Annotated in this window: 15 protein-coding genes and 1 pseudogene; 7 read left to right on the top strand and 9 right to left on the bottom strand. The window is 51.5% G+C overall.

Translation table 11 applies throughout. From position 1 onward, the window contains the following. Nucleotides 1-238: 238 nt before the first annotated feature. Nucleotides 239-451, bottom strand: coding sequence for a hypothetical protein (locus L1278_RS14500; RefSeq protein WP_253405651.1), 213 nt, complete (start codon nucleotides 449-451; stop codon nucleotides 239-241). Between the two features lie 334 nt (nucleotides 452-785). On the opposite strand from L1278_RS14500, the pseudogene L1278_RS14495 reads away from it, so the two are divergent. The 3 genes and pseudogenes from L1278_RS14495 to L1278_RS14485 all read left to right on the top strand — a co-directional run bounded on the left by L1278_RS14495 (nucleotide 786) and on the right by L1278_RS14485 (nucleotide 3,249). Beyond that, nucleotides 786-1,580: pseudogene (locus L1278_RS14495) on the top strand (SDR family NAD(P)-dependent oxidoreductase). A gap of 227 nt (nucleotides 1,581-1,807) precedes the next feature. Next, nucleotides 1,808-2,695 (top strand): dienelactone hydrolase family protein, encoded by an 888-nt coding sequence (locus L1278_RS14490; RefSeq protein ID WP_253405649.1) that lies wholly within the window; start codon nucleotides 1,808-1,810, stop codon nucleotides 2,693-2,695. Nucleotides 2,696-2,724: 29 nt separating this feature from the next. Then, nucleotides 2,725-3,249: a GNAT family N-acetyltransferase gene (locus tag L1278_RS14485; RefSeq protein WP_253405647.1), complete on the top strand. Its 525-nt coding sequence runs from the start codon at nucleotides 2,725-2,727 to the stop codon at nucleotides 3,247-3,249. An 80-nt stretch (nucleotides 3,250-3,329) separates the two neighbouring features. On the opposite strand, the gene L1278_RS14480 is transcribed toward L1278_RS14485, so the two are convergent. Together L1278_RS14480 and L1278_RS14475 are read right to left on the bottom strand one after the other, a co-directional pair. Then, nucleotides 3,330-3,743 (bottom strand): VOC family protein, encoded by a 414-nt coding sequence (locus tag L1278_RS14480; protein ID WP_253405643.1) that lies wholly within the window; start codon nucleotides 3,741-3,743, stop codon nucleotides 3,330-3,332. Next, complete coding sequence (locus L1278_RS14475; RefSeq protein ID WP_253405641.1) at nucleotides 3,744-4,673, bottom strand: glyoxylate/hydroxypyruvate reductase A; 930 nt, start codon at nucleotides 4,671-4,673, stop codon at nucleotides 3,744-3,746. It abuts the gene before it with no gap. Between the two features lie 186 nt (nucleotides 4,674-4,859). On the opposite strand from L1278_RS14475, the gene L1278_RS14470 reads away from it, so the two are divergent. Beyond that, on the top strand, nucleotides 4,860-6,416 hold the full coding sequence (locus tag L1278_RS14470) for a YdiU family protein (protein WP_253405640.1): 1,557 nt from the start codon (nucleotides 4,860-4,862) through the stop codon (nucleotides 6,414-6,416). Between the two features lie 695 nt (nucleotides 6,417-7,111). Here the strand turns inward: L1278_RS14470 and L1278_RS14465 are convergent. From L1278_RS14465 to L1278_RS14450, 4 genes are read right to left on the bottom strand one after another with little or no spacing between them, the layout of a single operon-like run. After that, nucleotides 7,112-8,044, bottom strand: a complete 933-nt coding sequence (locus L1278_RS14465; protein ID WP_253405638.1) for a hypothetical protein — start codon at nucleotides 8,042-8,044, stop codon at nucleotides 7,112-7,114. Continuing rightward, the gene (locus tag L1278_RS14460) at nucleotides 8,041-8,229 is read right to left on the bottom strand and encodes a hypothetical protein (protein WP_220627855.1); all 189 of its coding nucleotides are present in this window, start codon (nucleotides 8,227-8,229) and stop codon (nucleotides 8,041-8,043) included. Before L1278_RS14460 ends, L1278_RS14465 begins: the two co-directional genes overlap by 4 nt. After that, nucleotides 8,229-9,323: a toxic anion resistance protein gene (locus tag L1278_RS14455; RefSeq protein WP_253405636.1), complete on the bottom strand. Its 1,095-nt coding sequence runs from the start codon at nucleotides 9,321-9,323 to the stop codon at nucleotides 8,229-8,231. Before L1278_RS14455 ends, L1278_RS14460 begins: the two co-directional genes overlap by 1 nt. Nucleotides 9,324-9,332: 9 nt before the next feature. Next, nucleotides 9,333-9,767 carry a hypothetical protein gene (locus L1278_RS14450; protein WP_253405635.1) on the bottom strand — a complete coding sequence of 145 codons (435 nt, stop codon included), beginning with the start codon at nucleotides 9,765-9,767 and terminating at the stop codon, nucleotides 9,333-9,335. Between the two features lie 374 nt (nucleotides 9,768-10,141). Here L1278_RS14450 and L1278_RS14445 point away from each other — a divergent pair, with 374 nt between their 5' ends. The 3 genes from L1278_RS14445 (at nucleotide 10,142) to L1278_RS14435 (ending at nucleotide 13,825) form a co-directional block, all read left to right on the top strand. Further along, a complete protein-coding gene (locus tag L1278_RS14445; RefSeq protein ID WP_253405634.1) occupies nucleotides 10,142-10,711 on the top strand; it encodes a pseudouridine synthase in 570 nt (189 codons plus the stop codon). Nucleotides 10,712-10,868: 157 nt separating this feature from the next. Then, a complete protein-coding gene (locus L1278_RS14440) occupies nucleotides 10,869-12,467 on the top strand; it encodes a M20/M25/M40 family metallo-hydrolase (protein ID WP_253405633.1) in 1,599 nt (532 codons plus the stop codon). A gap of 221 nt (nucleotides 12,468-12,688) precedes the next feature. Beyond that, on the top strand, nucleotides 12,689-13,825 hold the full coding sequence (locus tag L1278_RS14435; RefSeq protein ID WP_253405632.1) for a putative sensor domain DACNV-containing protein: 1,137 nt from the start codon (nucleotides 12,689-12,691) through the stop codon (nucleotides 13,823-13,825). A gap of 174 nt (nucleotides 13,826-13,999) precedes the next feature. Here the strand turns inward: L1278_RS14435 and L1278_RS14430 are convergent, their stop codons facing one another. After that, nucleotides 14,000-15,211 (bottom strand): DUF1501 domain-containing protein, encoded by a 1,212-nt coding sequence (locus tag L1278_RS14430; protein WP_253405631.1) that lies wholly within the window; start codon nucleotides 15,209-15,211, stop codon nucleotides 14,000-14,002. A 24-nt stretch (nucleotides 15,212-15,235) separates the two neighbouring features. Further along, complete coding sequence (locus tag L1278_RS14425) at nucleotides 15,236-16,648, bottom strand: DUF1800 family protein (protein ID WP_253405630.1); 1,413 nt, start codon at nucleotides 16,646-16,648, stop codon at nucleotides 15,236-15,238. Nucleotides 16,649-16,765 lie beyond the last annotated feature (117 nt).

The raw sequence follows: 16,765 nt of genomic DNA, 5'->3' as shown, positions 1-16,765 counted from the left end.
CTTTTTTTTCATCTTTATGTAAGGAATAAGTTTGAATCAAAAGGTAACGCTTATCCGCTGCTTTTTAAAACCAGCTACCGAAGGTTTAGTGCAACACGGCACATAAGCCAAGCTGCGCCTGCGCCTTGCCCGTTTTATGTGCGAGACCGTTAGTTGAATTAAAGAAGTGTATCATGTGCCCTACTTACACCCATGATTGGGGCAGCAGTAAATTAGCATAAAAGCACACAATTTTTTATCAACTGGCGGGGGCACATGAAGTGACAAATCCAGATTCATTTATCTCGGTTTGATTAGTCGCGTTTTCTTCGCTTTCGTTCGATTTAAATGTATTGCTACATTGACCAAGCACCACCCATATAATTACAAAAATTAAAATCGTACTGAAGCATCCTCCACCTAGTTTTTTAGCGCCATAGCCAGCAAGCAATCCTCTGAATAAGTTATTCATAGTAGTATTTTTATGTTTCTCGTTAGAAACGACATTTGGAATATGAAGTTTTACTTACTTGCCCAACCGTTCCTAAAAAGTTATTTGCACAAGGTATATGGTAGGCTTGCCGCTTTATCCTGGTCTAAAGGAGTGGTAGCTAAACTTAGAGATACTTGAAAAGACGAAGGTTAGAGATTTCGTTGAGCATAGAGCAGAACCCTATACTGAATAAACAAACATGATACGCCAACAAAGCACAGGGATTACGTTCGGCTTACGCCTCACACATTGCCTGTTCTAATCCGTTGTCCGTCAGTTCAGAAATCAATCATCCTAACTAAAAATCATTAAAATGACAAAGGAAAACGTAGTTTGGATAACTGGTGCTTCGTCTGGTATCGGCAAGGCAATGGCCTTTGAATGGGCAAGTTTAGGATATAAAGTAGCTCTTTCCTCCAGGCGTAAAGAACTATTGGATAACGTGGCAGTCGAGATCAATCACTCAGGTGGGGTAGCATTAGCGATTCCGTGTGATATAACGGATGAAAATGCTATTGAAAATGCAGTCCAGCAAATTATTGCAACCTGGGGCCGTTTGGATGTTGTGGTAGCCAATGCCGGTTTTGGTGTTTTTGGAGGTATAGAGAAGCTAACAGCCAAAGATTGGAATAGACAATTACAGGGTAATGTCACAGGCTTAGCCTTAACAGTTAAATATGCCCTGCCCCATTAAAAGAAAAACAATGGAAGGATCGGTTTGGTGGGCAGTGTGGGGGCATATCTTCCTAATCCTAATTTGGGTGCATATGGGGCTTCAAAAGCTGCCGTACATTCTATTGGTCAGACTTTACAGGTTGAGTTAATGGGTACTGGGGTGAGTTGCATGATGATGCATCCCGGATTTGTAGTTTCTGAAATTGCAAGGATCGACAATGATGGCGTTTGGCATCCTAAGCGACCAGATCCACGTCCGTCAAATCTGATGTGGCCTACTGATAAAGCTGCGAAAGTAATGGTTAATGCTATTTTGAAACGAAAGAGAAATTATATTTTTACTGGCCATGGCAAAGCATTTGTATGGTTGCAACGATGGTTTCCCGGATTGATGAGACTCATCATTTCAAAAAGCCCGAAACCAGACGCCTAAAGAGAAAAGTAAAGTAAAACACATATTCTGACCTTGAAGGAAAAAAGGGGAAGCCGAACGCACAAGAGCAGCGACAGGTTACTTTCTCTATCAAAATCAAAATAATCTAAGTCTTATCTAACTATTATCCCACTCATTTTCATTACCTTAAATGATATTTAGGTACTTTTCAAAATTCCGACAGGTATAGCAAAGCTGCTTCATCAAGAACAAAAAAACCACCTCCTATGGACGAGATCAAAAAAGAAGACATCAAGCAAGAAGTGTTTGACCTGTATGACGACTATGCCCACAACCGCATCAACCGGCGGGATTTTATGCAGAAGCTCTCGATCTATGCCGTAGGCGGGCTTACGGTTGGTTCGCTTGCAAGCTTTCTGATGCCGGATTACAGGAGCAAGGTACAACTCACAGCCGACGATCCGCACATCATCTCGGAGTATATTACTTACCAGTCACCCAAGGGCGGCGGCCCGATAAAGGCGCTGCTGTCGATACCGGCTGATGCGAAGAAAAGACTTGGAGGCGTGGTGGTCGTGCACGAAAACCGGGGCCTGAATCCGCATATCGAGGATGTGGCCAGAAGAGCGGCGCTGGCTGGGTTCATCTCACTTGCACCAGATGCCCTCACTCCACTCGGAGGCTATCCGGGTACGGATGACGAAGGCCGTACATTGCAAAGCCAGCGCGACCGCAACGAAATGCTCGAAGATTTTATAGCGGCGCACGATTACCTTAAAAACCACAAGAACTGCAATGGTAAAGCCGGTGTGGTAGGCTTCTGCTTCGGTGGCTGGATCTCGAACATGATGGCCGTGCGTATACCTGATCTGGCAGCTGCTGTTCCGTTTTACGGCGGTCAGGCTCCCGTTGAGGATGTACCACAGATCAAGGCGCCGCTCCAGCTGCACTTTGCCGAGCACGACACCCGCGTAAACGAAGGCTGGCCTGCTTACGAAGAGGCTTTGAAAGCGCACAACAAGAAGTACACCGCGCACTTCTACCCTGGCACAAACCACGGTTTCCACAACGACACCACACCCCGCTACGACAAAGCAGCGGCCGAACTCGCCTGGCAACGCACCGTCGACTTCTTCGATCAGCACTTGAAATAACGGCTCACAGCTATACCTGACGCAGGCAGATGATCAATTTCAAACTACGCCCCTGGACATTCGAAGACCTTGAAAGTCTGGTGCGGTATGCTGACAATTTCAACATCGCCCGTAATATGTCGGATATTTTTCCGCACCCTTATACCTACGAGAAAGGCAGGGCATTTATAGAAATGGCAACCAAAGGAGATCCACCGAACATTCTGGCAATAGAGGTAGAAGGCGAAGCTGCCGGAGGTATAGGCATACACCCGCAACACGACATTTACCGGAAAAACGCCGAGATGGGCTACTGGCTGGCCGAGCCATTCTGGGGTAAAGGCATCATTACGGAGGCGATTCGCCAGATGGTGGACTACAGCTTTGCAAACTGGGATATCACGCGCATTTACGCTCGTCCTTTTGGGTATAATGTCGGCTCGCAGCGCGCACTCGAGAAAGCGGGTTTTGTGCTGGAGGCGAAACTGGAGAAGACCTTTTACAAAAACGGAAAATACCTGGATGAACTGATTTACACTGTCAGGCGACCGGCTGAGTCTGAATCTCAGGTATAGCATTTCCAGTTTTCAAACACAAAGGCCAGTCCGTAACACATACAGACTGGCCTTTACTTTTAAGCAGGTATAGCAAACGGTCAGGAAGCAAATACCTCTTCCGGATTTTTGAAAGCCTTGAACTCAAGCGGGTTTTTGCTGTGATCGAGAATGAACATCGTGCGCTGCTCTCCTACCTGACCTTCGTAGCGGGTATAAGGCTCCACCACGAAAGGTATAGCATGCTGCACCAGTCGCTCGCGCACTTCATCAAATTGCGCATAGCTGAGCAGGCAACCAAAGTGCGGCACCGGCACACTGATGCCGGCCACTTGTCCGCAGTAATCGGGCTCGGGTATGCTGGCGCTCACGTGGGCAGAAAGCTGATGACCGAAAAAATCAAAATCGATCCAATGCTCGGTACTGCGTCCTTCTTTGCATCCTAAAATGTCCACATAAAACTGGCGCGTCGATTCGATGTCCTTCACTTTGAAGGCATAGTGAAATGGGTTCATTTAATATCCTTTGGTTTTAGAAACAACGTTAATGAGGTCTTCCCCATGGCGCATGCGGTCGTAGTTTTCCAGAATTTGCGACACAGCCGAAGCCGGATTGGTAATGCTGGCAATATGCGGCGTGACATGGATTAGCGGGTGCTCCCAGAACGGATGCTCCTCCGGCAGTGGCTCTTCCCGAAACACATCCAGGCTGGCGCCGGACAAATGCCCCTGATCGAGTAATTCGATCAGATCTTCATCTACCAGATGCTCACCACGCGCCACGTTTATGACATAGGCTCCTTTGGGAAGCTTGCCCAGCGTGTCCTTGTTCAAAATATTGGCGGTTTGGCTGGTTAAGGGCAACAGGCAGATCAGGATGTCGGCTTTTCCCAGAAAAGTGGTCAGCTCCTCTGTCCCAGCAAAGGTTCCGACACCTTCCAGCAGTTTAGGAGTGCGTGACCAGCCATGTACTTTAAAGCCGAGTTTGTTTAGCTGCTGCGCCGTGTGCATACCGAGCACGCCCATACCCATCACCCCGATCACGACGTCGGCAGTGCGTTTGTAGCTGTGCTGCTTCCAGGTATGGCTGCGCTGTGCCTCCTTATACCTGTGCAGACCGCGCACGTGGTTCAGCACCTGGGCGGTCACAAAAGTGGCCATGTCCTGGGTCAGGTTTTCGTCTACAATGCGGGTGATCTGTATACCTTGAGGAAGCTCGGGATCGCGGAGAATATGATCGACACCAGCGCCTGTGGAGGAGATGCATTTCAGGTTCGGAAAGTTAGCAAAAGCGCCCGGCGGGTGGTTCCAGGCCAGGGCAAACTCCACTTCTTCGGCTGGACCTGTGTCCGGATAAACATGTACATCTAAGCCCGGACGGCGTTCCTTCAGGGCATTTTCCCAGCGGCTCGTGTTTCTGCCCTGGCTGAATATGGTGATTGACATAAAAGTTGTAAGTCTGTTCGGTGATGCGTGGCAAGGTATAGCCTGCCCCTGCTTACGTGTTATTCGGGGTAAGTCTGCTAAATTTAACTAATCTTGCACAAATCTTGTTAAAGAGAAATCAAAAGGCTGGCAAAAGGTTTAAAAGAAGTGCCAGATCCAGCTACCTTATACCTAAAACTGAAGAAGATGGAGCAACTGAGCTCAAAAATTTATAGAAAAGAATTTGTAGAAGCGTTTGCAGGTGATGATAGCGGCACGCTCACGCCACGCCAGACACCGGGTGTACTTTACAGCAAAGCCAAACCTACGCCGGTTGAAAAAGTAACGCTCCTGGCCTGGTCAGATGCGCTGGCCAGCGACCTAGGTATAGCCAAGCCAACGGAGCAGCAGGAGATCGACATACTGGGCGGCAACCGCGTGACGGATACCATGTACCCTTACGCCGCCTGCTATGCCGGTCACCAGTTCGGCAATTGGGCAGGTCAGCTGGGCGACGGTCGCGCCATTACGCTTGGAGAGTGGGAAGCGCCCGACGGTAAAACCTGGGAGCTGCAGTTGAAAGGCGCCGGCCTTACCCCCTACTCCCGCCGCGCTGACGGGCGTGCTGTGCTGCGCTCTTCAGTTCGAGAGTATCTGATGAGCGAAGCGATGTATTACCTGGGTATACCGACCACCCGTGCGCTCAGTCTGGTGAGTACCGGTGAGCCGGTGCTGCGCGATATGTTCTACAACGGCAATGCGGCCTACGAACCGGGTGCGATCTTGATGCGGGCAGCGCCGAGCTTTTTGCGCTTTGGTAATTTCGAGATGCTGAACGCTCGCAAAGAACTCGATAACCTGCGCCAGCTTGTTGACTGGACCATCAGCCGCTATTATCCGCATATTACGGGTGAGAAGAAAGTGATCGATTGGTTCAAAGAGATCGTGGATCGCACCGCCCACCTGATGGTGGAGTGGATGCGTGTGGGTTTTGTGCACGGTGTGATGAACACTGACAACATGTCCATTCTCGGCCTGACCATTGACTATGGCCCCTACTCCTTCGTGGACAATTACGACCTGAACTTCACCCCAAACACCACCGACCTTCCCGGCCGTAGGTATGCCTTCGGAAAGCAGCCTTCGATCGGCTACTGGAACCTGGGCGCTCTTGCCGGAGCATTGTTGCCGCTAACCGACAAAGACCAACTGGTTGCCACGCTCGAAACATTTAAAGACGTCTACTGGACAGCCTACTACGCCATGATGGGACGCAAACTGGGCCTCGACCAGGTATCGCAATTAGACCGCGACCTGATCAGTCAGTTCGAGAAAACACTGTCCGAACTACAGCCTGACATGACCATTTTCTACCAGTTGCTCATCGACCTGCCGCTGGCTGTAGAAAGTGAGGATGCAGTAGCGGATTTCTTCAAACGGGCCTTGTACGATGACCTGACAGCAGCACAAAAAACAGCACTCTACACCTTGATCAGCAACTACCTGGAGCGACTGAACACGAACAAGATCAAGCGCTCAGATTCTCAGGAAATGATGCAAAAAGCCAACCCACGTTTTGTGCTCCGCAACTACCTGCTGCACCAGGCCATCGAGGGATTAGAGAAAGGTGATGACACCCTGTTTGTGAAGCTACAGGAAGCGATCAAAGAACCATATTCCGATAAGTTTGACGAATTTTTCCAGACACGTCCGGAGTGGGCATCGCAAAAGGCAGGATGTTCCATGTTGTCGTGTAGTTCGTAAGGGTTGTCGATTTCCATTTAATAAGGGCCTTTTTCCTTGGGAGAAAGGCTCTTATTAATTTTAAGGTATAGCTTCGTTGCTGAAGTTTCATATGCATGATTCACATCCCCCTGCCCCCTTCGAAGGGGGAGTTTCATCCCAGCCTTCCCCTTTTGTCGAGGGCCCCTACCCCCAAAACAGGGGAAGGAGCGGTGCACGACTAACCCACCCCTGCCCCTCCCGAGAGGGGAATCTCTGCCATTATCAGAGTCAGGCATAAGTACTGTCGTTACTTTCACAGCTCCCTGGCAGGTATAGCAAGAGTAACTTGCCCTTCAGCTATGAAACAAATCACATCAGCCAGGTGCACCATTACGACTACCCACTGTCTGAGCGTTCAGCGAGTTTGGGGAGTCTTGATTTTTTTGCTTACTTTTTTCATCAAGGAAAAAAGTGAGTGCCCGCCGCACAGGCGAAGCAATAAAACAAATCAGGTTAAGGTATAATTAGCTGTCACTACGCCAATTACAAGCTGGTCACACAGACAACCATATTTGCGATATCCCTAAACTTACGGCATAAATTTTACACTGGGCCGGAGGCCCCACGATAGCAGACACGAGCGAGGACGCTCGCGCCATCAGCCATACTATACAAGCCAAAAAAGAGCCTCTGACAACTCAGAGGCTCTTCCATATTCATTTTAGGAATCAAACTTAAAAACTCTTCCGATGCATCCTCACCGGAAACAACCGGTAATCCATTAAACTCACGGCATACGGAAACCCGCGCCAATGCACAACCGGTACATGCCGGGCGGGGCTTGGGCCCTTGGTGTCAGGTATAGCCAGCATGGTATTGCCGATGTAACTCAACTCCCCCTTATCAATCGCTAACTTACTCGCTACATGCTGCAGAAAAACCTCTTTATCGGAATCCGAAGACGTGAAGGAAATCTCGCGCGAAATAGTAGCGCCACTCTCCAACTCCGGCGAGTAGAATACGCGGGAATAAGTTTCGATGGCAATAATAGGAACAGCTAACGTCGGTACTTTGGCCTGCAGCACATCCGGCGGGGCCATAGGCGCCTGATTGGCAACCCGCTTCACCATCTCCGTTACTTTCTGGGCAGTATAGATGCCCTTGATCGTTTCGGATTCGATGCGTTTGAGCACCTGCTCTACCTTCGACTCAAAAGGCTGACCGGGATTCTCCTGCCGGGGCGAAGCAGTAGGTCGTGGCTGTGCCTGGCCTGGCGGACGTGGCTTTTGTACCTGCGCCAAAGGCTTTGGCTTCTCGCGCTCCGGAATGTAACTGTCTTTGATGTGCCGCTCGTGCACGTTGATTACCGTCGTGAAGGTATTGATAAAGTGCTCCGTGTTCTGTACATGAAACAGCTCCAGTTCCTGAATGCGCTTGCGCGTCACCAGGTAATTGTGCACCAACTTGGTCTTTTCAAAAACGGCCAGCAACTTTTCGGCGTGCGGTGTGTGCTGATAGCGCTCGTAGAGTCTGTGCAGGGCATTGAGCCGGGCATTGGAGGCACGTATGTACTGCATGGCACGGGCATCTGCGGCACCGGGATGCGTGACAACTGTGCGGGTGTTCTCCTGCCCCATTCCGAAAAGCGAACGAAAAAAACCGATCATTTAGACAGGATGCGTTTGAGGTGCTGGGTTTCGATTTCGACTTGCAGTTTTTCGGAGAGTTTCATCTCTTCAAACACATTGTCGATGTGCTGGATATAGAGGTCCAGCACCGCCTCCTGCTCGTCGCTCAGGATACGGTGCCGGACGGCTAGTTCTTCTTCTTTCTTATCCCCTTTGTATATCATTATTCAATTTCGATCTGCTTGGACTTGCCGAAAGTGCCGATGATCTTGCTGTTGAGCTCTTCCTGCACCTGCGCCAGTTCTCTTACGGCTTCTGCGCGTTTCTTGCTGCCTTCTTCTGATATTTTGATCACCTGATCGAGCGTTTCCACCATGTCCTTGTTCACTTTCTTGAGCGTATCCACATCCACAATGCCGCGTTCGTTTTCCTGTGCCGCGATCACCACGTTTTTCTTGAGCAGCTCAGAGTTTTTGCGGAGCATTTCGTTGGTAGTGTCGGTCACTTTTTTCTGAATCTCGAGTGCTTTGCGCTGCTTCTCCAGACCAAGGGCAATGGCTACCTGCTGACGCCATACCGGAATCACGGTCACAATGGAGTTCTGGATCTTTTGGGCCAGTACATCATTGGTAGTCTGGATCATACGGATCTGCGGCATCGACTGCGTAGCAATGGTGTGCGACAACTGAAAGTCGTGCACTTTCTTCTCCAAACGCTCTTTAAAGGAGATCATGTCGCTCAGGCGCTGCACAGCCAGTTCATCCTGTCCGCTTGTTTCCACCTCTTCCTGCATTTTCGGGATGATGTTTTGCTCGATATCATCGATTTTCATCTTCCCGGCCGCGATCACCGAACGGATCTCGTGAATGTATTCCACCGCCTGATTAAACATCACTTCCAGACTGGTCGAGTCTTTCATGATGCTTTGGCGGGTGCGCTCCAGTTTCACTACCACATCGTCCACGTTAGCCGAAACGGTATTGTATTGCGTAGCCAGCTGCTTCGACTTATCAGATATCTTTTTTACAAACGGAAGTCTGGAAAAGAACCCGCCTTTCTCCTGTTCCTCGATCTTGATCATGTTGATCTGGTTGAGGAGTTCGTTGATGGCCTCACCTGCTTCGCCGGAATCTTTGGCTTTTACTTTGGTGAGCAGTTCGTTGGAATAGTGTCCCAGTTTACGCTGCGTCTCCACACCAAAATTGCTCAGACTTTCCGGGTTCCCCGGATCTATGGATTTAGAGATCGCAAGGGCTTTCTCCTGTATCTTCTGTTGATTCTCTACGATCGTGATCTCTGTTTTCGCTGTTTTTTCCATCTTGTTTTATTACCTGAAAAGGTTGTGGTTGATTAGGTCCAATGAGTTTAAGTACTTTTTGATGTTCTCGTGCCGGTCGGTGGTCTCGTACCATTCAATGTCGTTGAGGGGCAGGTACTCGCCCAGCAGGTCGCGCACTTCACTTAGCAATGCTTCGCCTTTTTTATTTCTGAAATCAGGATTGCGGTACTGGGCGCTCACGTACTCTACCTTCACCTGCCCGGTCTTGGTGACGGCCAGTTCGCGCACCTCCACCACCAGCTCCGACGACTTTCCGTTATCAGTCACGATGGTCTTATACACGCCTTTGTTGCCTTCCTCGAGGGCGGCAGCGCACTGTTTGCGCACATCAAGAAGGGCCTGCCGTAGTTTGCGGTTCGGTATCACGTAGTGCCCCACAATGTAACCCAGTAAAGCTGCTATTAAGAATGTCCAAAAAATCACTTTTGTATTAATATAGTTAAAAGCTCAATTACTTATGTAATGAAGCAAAATAAATTGAAGTAATCAAGTGTAGGCGGGACGGATGTCTTTAGCATTGACCAATCAAAGCCTGAATGATTCCTTTCTGCACTGTTTCTGTCTATACCTGACCGGCCTTCTTTCATCTTCTATACGCGGATGCGATTGCACGGGCTGTCGCCGGGGCCGGGATAGGATTAACAAGGTATAGCGTGCGCATGTTCCCGTGGCGACTGTGTCTTATGTTTGTCCTATTACGCAAAACGGGCCGCTGCCTTTACGTGGCTTGCCGATAAATTCGGGGGTTTTGTCTATTTTGCGACCAATTCTATACCTGATTTCATACCTTCGCTTGCATGCAGCACCGGCATTTTATTTTGCACAAACCCTACGGCTACATCAGCCAGTTCGTCACCGACAAGAAAAAGCAGAAACTACTGGGTGAATTGCACGATTTTCCGGCCGGCACTATGGCCATCGGGCGATTGGATGAGGCAAGTGAGGGCCTGCTCCTGCTCACCACCGACGGCAAAACGAGCGAACTGGTGCGCGGCAAGCATGTGGAGAAGGAATATTATGCCCAGGTCGACGGCCTGATTACCGACGAAGCCATCGCCCAAATGCAGGAGGGCGTTGCCATCGGATTGTACGGCGAACAATACGGTACCCGCCCCTGCTCCGCTTTTCGGCTGGAGAATGCGCCCGATTTCCCGGAGCGCAGCCGCCGCATCCGCGACGATCGCCATGGCCCGACCAGTTGGGTGTCCATCACCATCTCAGAAGGAAAAAACCGGCAGGTGCGCAAAATGACCGCCGCCGTGGGTTTCCCGACATTGCGGCTGGTTCGTGTGCGGATCGGAAATATCCGGCTACAGGCGTTTGATCCGGGTGCAGTGGCCGAAGTAGAAAACTTTGATTTGGGATGAAAGGAGTGGCTTATACCTTAAAATTTCCCCGGCTATTAAACCAAAGTGGCATTCACAAGTCAATAGAGGGCTTTCAGCTTAAGTAACGCAATTTTACTATATTGAGCGGGCTTACGCTTTACTTATCATACAAACAATCCATACCTTAAACATTACCATGAAGAAAAACCCTATTCACATGCTGGCCCTGGCTTTGATGCTGTCAGGCGGTGTGAGCAGCGTGGCTTTTGCGCAGCGACCACAGCAGCAACAGCAGGCGCAGAAACCACAAGATCCGGTTATCGAGAAAATCATCAAGATGGCCAATGAAAACTCACAGCTCGAGAAACTGGGCCACGAACTGATGGACGGCATCGGACCAAGACTGGTAGGCACCCCGCAGATGAAGCAGGCCGCTGACTGGGCTGTGAACAAGTACAAAGGTTGGGGCATTGATGCCCGCGTTCAGAACTACGGCGAGTGGCGCGGCTGGGAGCGCGGTGTGACGCACATCGACATGGTGCACCCACGCGTTAAGTCAATTGAAGGTATGCAACTGGCCTGGAGCCCTTCCACTCCTTCTAAAGGCGTAACAGCTGAGGTGATCACCATGCCGGAATTCGCTGACTCGCTTGCTTTCAAGCGCTGGTTGCCAAGTGTGAAAGGCAAAATGGTGATGGTATCGATGAACCAGCCGAGCGGACGCCCGGAGTACAACTGGAAAGAGTTCGCCACACCAGAGTCATTTGAGAAAATGAAGAAAGTGCGTGACGAGCAGAACGCTGCTTGGGGCAAGCGCATTGCCGCCACCGGCAAAAACGCCCGTACGCTGCCTGTTGCTTTGGAGCAGGCCGGTGCTGCTGGTATCGTGATGTCAAACTGGTCACAAGGTTTTGGCGTGAACAAGATTTTCAGCGCTTATACCAAGAAAATCCCTACCGTTGATATCGCCCTCGAAGATTACGGTATGCTGTACCGCCTGGCCGAGAACGGCAGCAAGCCAAAGATCAAAGTAGTGGCCGAGTCGAAGCATTCTAAGAAGCCGGTTCCTACGTTCAACACCATCGCTGAGATCAAGGGCACTGAGAAGCCGGATGAGTATGTGATCCTGTCTGCGCACTTCGACTCATGGGATGGCGGTACAGGTGCTACTGACAACGGTACCGGCACGATCCTGATGATGGAAGTAATGCGCATTCTGAAGCAGGTATACCCGAACCCGAAGCGTACCATTCTGGTAGGTCACTGGGGTAGCGAAGAGCAGGGCCTGAACGGTTCGCGCGCTTTCGTGGAGGACAACCCGGAGATCGTGAAGAAGACGCAGGCTGTCTTCAACCAGGACAACGGTACCGGTCGCGTAGCCAACATCTCTGGTCAGGGCTTCCTGAACTCATACGACTACATGGGCCGCTGGCTGAACGCCGTGCCGCGTGAAATCACGAAAGACATTCAGACCTCATACCCTGGTTTCCCGGGCGGTGGCGGTTCTGACCATGCTTCTTTCATTCCGCACAACATTCCTGCCTTTATGCTGAGCTCCCTGAGCTGGTCTTATGGCAACTATACCTGGCACACCAACCGCGACACCTACGACAAAGTGGTGTTCGACGATGTGCGCAGCAACGTGATCCTGACGGCTATTCTGGCTTACATGGCCAGCGAGGAGCCGGAACTCGTATCGCGTGAGCGTAGTGTGATGCCGGTTAACCCACGTACGGGCGACCAGATGACCTGGCCTGAGGCAAGACCTGCAACCCGCAAAGGAGGTTTAGACTAAACTAACATTTCGCAGGTCGTATACCTGCATTTCTAAAAGCACAGCCGCTGCAGACTTTCTGTAGCGGCTGTGCTTTTTTTGGCTATACCGACCTCCACTCCGACCATCGTTTTTGAAGGCAATTGTAAGTTTTCTTGCAGAACACCGTATAAAACTTTTGGCAGTGCCACATCCTCATTCGCTTTCGTGCTGTCGCCTATACCTGAAACCCGAAGACACACATGATCGGTAAATCGACATACAAAGCCGCACGCGAAGTAGCCCAGATTGCAGAAGACCATTTTGCCAGCCAGATCAATGCAGCCAAAGAAATAAACGATACCAACCTGGCGACCATCCCCCCGGCTCGCATCATCGAAACCATGATCGATGCCGCTTTCTGGGCGAGCCTGCGACGGGAAGAAGGGCATTCCCCCAGATTATCGCTTGCCTTTCTGCGGCCGGAACAATCTGAACAACCGTTGCTGTTCGAACATCACCTCAGCCTCACCTCTGCTGTTCTCACCAAGATCGGGCCGGGTGTGGAGCGCCCGGGCATCCACCTGGGCGTGTGGTACGAAGGAGACTTCCTGCACATTTGGGGGATGACGCGCAGTATACCTGATTTTTGCTTTGTGCTCGATGTTTCAGAGCCCGGTCTGTTGGTGATCAAGCACCGCCGAAAAGATGGTTTTGGCAAATTTGTGAACGTGGCCGTGCTGACAGGAGATCAGGTAAAGATCGTAGACGAACAAAGCGTCAACATACCTGATTGTCCCGATCTGTTGTACTCACTGCTGGGCTTCAGTTCGCTTACCGTTTGGAACAAGTCACTCAATGTGCTGGTGCAGCTGGCTGTGTCGATGCGCTCCCATCAGAAAGGCGGTATCCTGCTGGTGGTGCCTACAGGTTCAGAGACATGGCGCGAGTCTATCCGGCACCCGATGCGGTATGCGGTGGGGCCTGCCTATTCTGAACTGGCAGAATTGATGCTACGACAAGACGATAAGGACCCGCTCTGGCCGGATGAGATGAAACGGGCGATCGATGCGATGGCAGGGTTCACGGCCGTGGACGGCGCTACTATCATCAGTGACAAGTATGAACTGTATGGTTTTGGCGCCAAGATTGACCGAAAGCTGGGAAGCACTCCGGTCGAAAAGCTGATTCTGACGGAGCCGGTGATCGGAGGCGGAGCCATTATTGACCAGCCTGCGCTGACTGGCGGCACACGTCATTTGTCGGCGGCTCAGTTCGTATACGACCAGCGCGACGCAATTGCACTGGTCGCTTCCCAGGACGGCCGCTTCACCATCTTCAGTTGGTCCACCTGCGAGAACATGGTGCAAGCCAACCGCATTGACTCGCTTCTGCTGTAAGAGCTATTATTCAACTCGTAAGCGGCATCTTCAATGGCTACATGGCAGAGTTTTATAGGGTTATGATGGTAATGAAGCCTTTAGAAGTAAATTTTGGAATAGCCAAGCCGCAAGGCATCGTTAAAAAAATCCCGCCGCTTATACCTAAACAGCGGGATTTTTTAGAACGATGCCTTACACAAGCCCCGATAGCAACTGGGTTTTGTTCCCCAGTATACCTGCTGCGTCCCCGCCCAGCCAATTGTGCAGCAAAGTGGCGTAGATGTTTCGGAAGTCGATGCTATACCTAAGGTCACCCTGGTCGAGATCCTGCAGGTTGGGGGCATCATTGTAAATGCCCGCCTGCTTTAGTTTTCCGCCGATCAGGAAGAGATTGTTGGCCGTGCCGTGGTCTGTTCCGTTGCTGGCGTTCTGGGCGACGCGCCTGCCAAATTCTGAAAACACCATGATCACGGTATTGTCAAACTCCTGCTGCTGCTTCAGGTCTTCCACAAAACTGTACAGGCCCTCTGAGAGCTCCCGCAACAGGTTTGCCTGCTGCCCCGCCTGCCGCACATGCGTGTCGAAACCGGTGAGGGAGGCATAATACACTCTAGACTCTACTCCGGAGGCGATCAACTCTGCAATGGTTTTCAGGTTACGGGCAAACTCCCCGTTCGGATAATCTTTTTTGCTGCGGTATACCTTGGTTTTCTCCTGCAGGTAACCAGCCGATTGCTGCGTATCGATCAGGGTTTTGTAGAGGTAGTCGACCTGGTGGTGCATGTGGTCCTGAGCATGTAACTGCGCCGCCTGCTTCAGGAACTGGTCGTTGGTCGCCTGAAAAAAGCGCTTCACATCCTGTACGGCTATACCTGTGTATTGCGCTCCTTTCAGTGCCAGGCTGAGCGTGTCGTCTACCTCAATAGCGGCGTAGTTGGCCGAAGGCCCCGATAAGCTGTCGAGGTAGCGGCCCAGCCAGCCGGTGCTCAGGTACTCATTGGAGGCGCTGGCAGAGTGCCAGATGTCCATGGAGCGAAAGTGCGAGCGGTCCGGATCCGGGTAGCCCACACTGTTGAGAACAGACACGTAGCCCTGGTCGTAGAGGAGGCGCAACTTTTCCATCGCCGGGTTCAGCCCGAGCCCTTTGTCCAGCTTGAGCACTTCCCGGGAAGGTATAGCCAGGCTAGGGCGCGCTTTGTAATACAGGTCGTTCTGGTAGGGCACGACGGTGTTCAGGCCGTCGTTGCCGCCGCTGAGCTGGATTACCACCAGCCTTTTGCCGTTGGAGTTGGCCAGCAGCGGCATCCCGCTACGGTCAAGGCCATGCAGAAAATTGGGCACCAGCAGCATGCCCGAGGCCAGCGCCGACATTTTGATAAACTCTCTTCTGGAATTAGTTGCCATAGTGCAAACGTGAGCGGTGGAAAACTAGCATAACTGGTACTCAGGTAAAGAAAGCAGCCGAAGCGTCAGCAGCGTGATTTTGTCGGTGTATGCGGCTCCCGATGGTATGTGCTGGGTGAGCAAAGCAGCAATTTCTGGTTGCAGCGGCACTTGCAGCAGCTTCTGGCTAAGTTCCTCGATCAGCTCTCGGTCCTTCACTTTTTGCAGTTGCTGGTGCAGTCCGCTCAGGTCGGCTTTGGCGCGCACGATCCGTAAACCATCCTGCCGGCGCTTTCGCGGGGCGGTTGGCTCCGTATCGTCGTCCGGTTTTAGGTTGACTTCCAGCGCCGCTTCCTGCAGCAGCGCTGGCCCGACGCGCAGCCGGAATGCGAGCGTGGAGCTATCGATCCAGTTGCGGCCCCCGGCCCAGCCACTCACATTAGGCGGCCTGAACAGCTCCTGCCCCAGCGCCCGCTGCAACACCAGCGGACCGCGGCCATCGGCATAGCTCAGGTCAAACTGGCGTTGCAAACCCGCCAGCAGCTCGATCGGGGATTTTATTTTGCTCCCGACCACATCCGGCCCGTAAAACCATTTCGATGTGAAGATCTTCTCCAGCAACCTGGGTATATCGTAGCCTGTTTCGTAAAAGTAGCTGCTCAGGCTTTGAATGCGCTCCGGGTTCAGTGTATCGCTTACAAAAAAGGCATAGAGCTTCGCTGTCAGGAATTCAGCTGTGCGAGGGTTCTCCACTATCATTTGCAGAATCTCCTCCCCAGTAAAATTTCCTCGCTTCCCCATAAAGGTTTTTTGGCCCCGGTCGTGCTGTCGCGCACGGAACACGAACTCACCCTGTGGGTTGTAAGACCAGCCGGTAAAGGCGCGGGCGCCTTCCTTGATATCCTGTTCGGTATAGTGTCCCCGGCCCAGTGTAAAAAGCTCGAGCAGCTCGCGGGCAAAGTTCTCGTTGGGGCGCTGTTTGCGATTTTGCTGGTTATTGAGGAACTGCAGCATGCCGGGGTCCTTGGAGATGGCCAGCAGCAGGTCGGGGAATTTGCCCAGTGCATGCTCGCGGAGGGTGTTGTGCTGCAGCAGCGCAAAACGGGGCTCCCGCAGGCGGCAGGCAAAGTGCCCGTGCCAGAAGAGGGTCATCTTTTCGCGCAGCTGGGCTTCGGAAGTAGCCATTTGCTGGAGCCAGGCGTTGTTGAGGAGCACAAATCCTTTAATCCGTTCCCGCTGCCGCAGCTGGCGCATCTCGGCATCCTGCATATCGGTCTGCAGGTTTGTTTCTGTTTGTGGAAGCGCTACCTGCAGGGGGACTGCCTGGCTCGAAGCATGAAGGAGCTCGCGAACGGCCTGTTTGATGCCGGGGCTTGCCTGATCAGGCCTGAAAGGTATACCGAAGCCAGCCCGCCAGTAGAGGTGCTGTAGCTTTTGTTCGCGTGCTGAAGTTTTCATGCAGATGCCATTTAAACTTAGATGAAAAAGTCTCATCAGGGTTTAAATATACCTGAAAATATATACTGACAGGTATAGCCTCTAATAAACTTACAGCCAGTCGGTTCAAGCCATCCT

This window comes from Pontibacter sp. HSC-36F09 (assembly GCF_024171605.1).
In the GTDB taxonomy this organism is placed as follows: Bacteria; Bacteroidota; Bacteroidia; order Cytophagales; family Hymenobacteraceae; genus Pontibacter.
The sequence above is the reverse complement of the archived record's forward strand: the minus strand, read 5'-3'. Positions and strand labels throughout refer to the sequence as shown.

Coding starts and splice junctions, on each gene's coding strand:
- L1278_RS14475 (WP_253405641.1), bottom strand. CDS start 4,673: ATGTCAATCACCATATTCAGCCAGGGCAGAAACACGAGCCGCTGGGAA.
- L1278_RS14430 (WP_253405631.1), bottom strand. CDS start 15,211: ATGGCAACTAATTCCAGAAGAGAGTTTATCAAAATGTCGGCGCTGGCC.
- L1278_RS14435 (WP_253405632.1), top strand. CDS start 12,689: ATGATCGGTAAATCGACATACAAAGCCGCACGCGAAGTAGCCCAGATT.
- L1278_RS14425 (WP_253405630.1), bottom strand. CDS start 16,648: ATGAAAACTTCAGCACGCGAACAAAAGCTACAGCACCTCTACTGGCGG.
- L1278_RS14490 (WP_253405649.1), top strand. CDS start 1,808: ATGGACGAGATCAAAAAAGAAGACATCAAGCAAGAAGTGTTTGACCTG.
- L1278_RS14500 (WP_253405651.1), bottom strand. CDS start 451: ATGAATAACTTATTCAGAGGATTGCTTGCTGGCTATGGCGCTAAAAAA.
- L1278_RS14480 (WP_253405643.1), bottom strand. CDS start 3,743: ATGAACCCATTTCACTATGCCTTCAAAGTGAAGGACATCGAATCGACG.
- L1278_RS14440 (WP_253405633.1), top strand. CDS start 10,869: ATGAAGAAAAACCCTATTCACATGCTGGCCCTGGCTTTGATGCTGTCA.
- L1278_RS14485 (WP_253405647.1), top strand. CDS start 2,725: ATGATCAATTTCAAACTACGCCCCTGGACATTCGAAGACCTTGAAAGT.
- L1278_RS14460 (WP_220627855.1), bottom strand. CDS start 8,229: ATGATATACAAAGGGGATAAGAAAGAAGAAGAACTAGCCGTCCGGCAC.
- L1278_RS14445 (WP_253405634.1), top strand. CDS start 10,142: ATGCAGCACCGGCATTTTATTTTGCACAAACCCTACGGCTACATCAGC.
- L1278_RS14465 (WP_253405638.1), bottom strand. CDS start 8,044: ATGATCGGTTTTTTTCGTTCGCTTTTCGGAATGGGGCAGGAGAACACC.
- L1278_RS14455 (WP_253405636.1), bottom strand. CDS start 9,323: ATGGAAAAAACAGCGAAAACAGAGATCACGATCGTAGAGAATCAACAG.
- L1278_RS14470 (WP_253405640.1), top strand. CDS start 4,860: ATGGAGCAACTGAGCTCAAAAATTTATAGAAAAGAATTTGTAGAAGCG.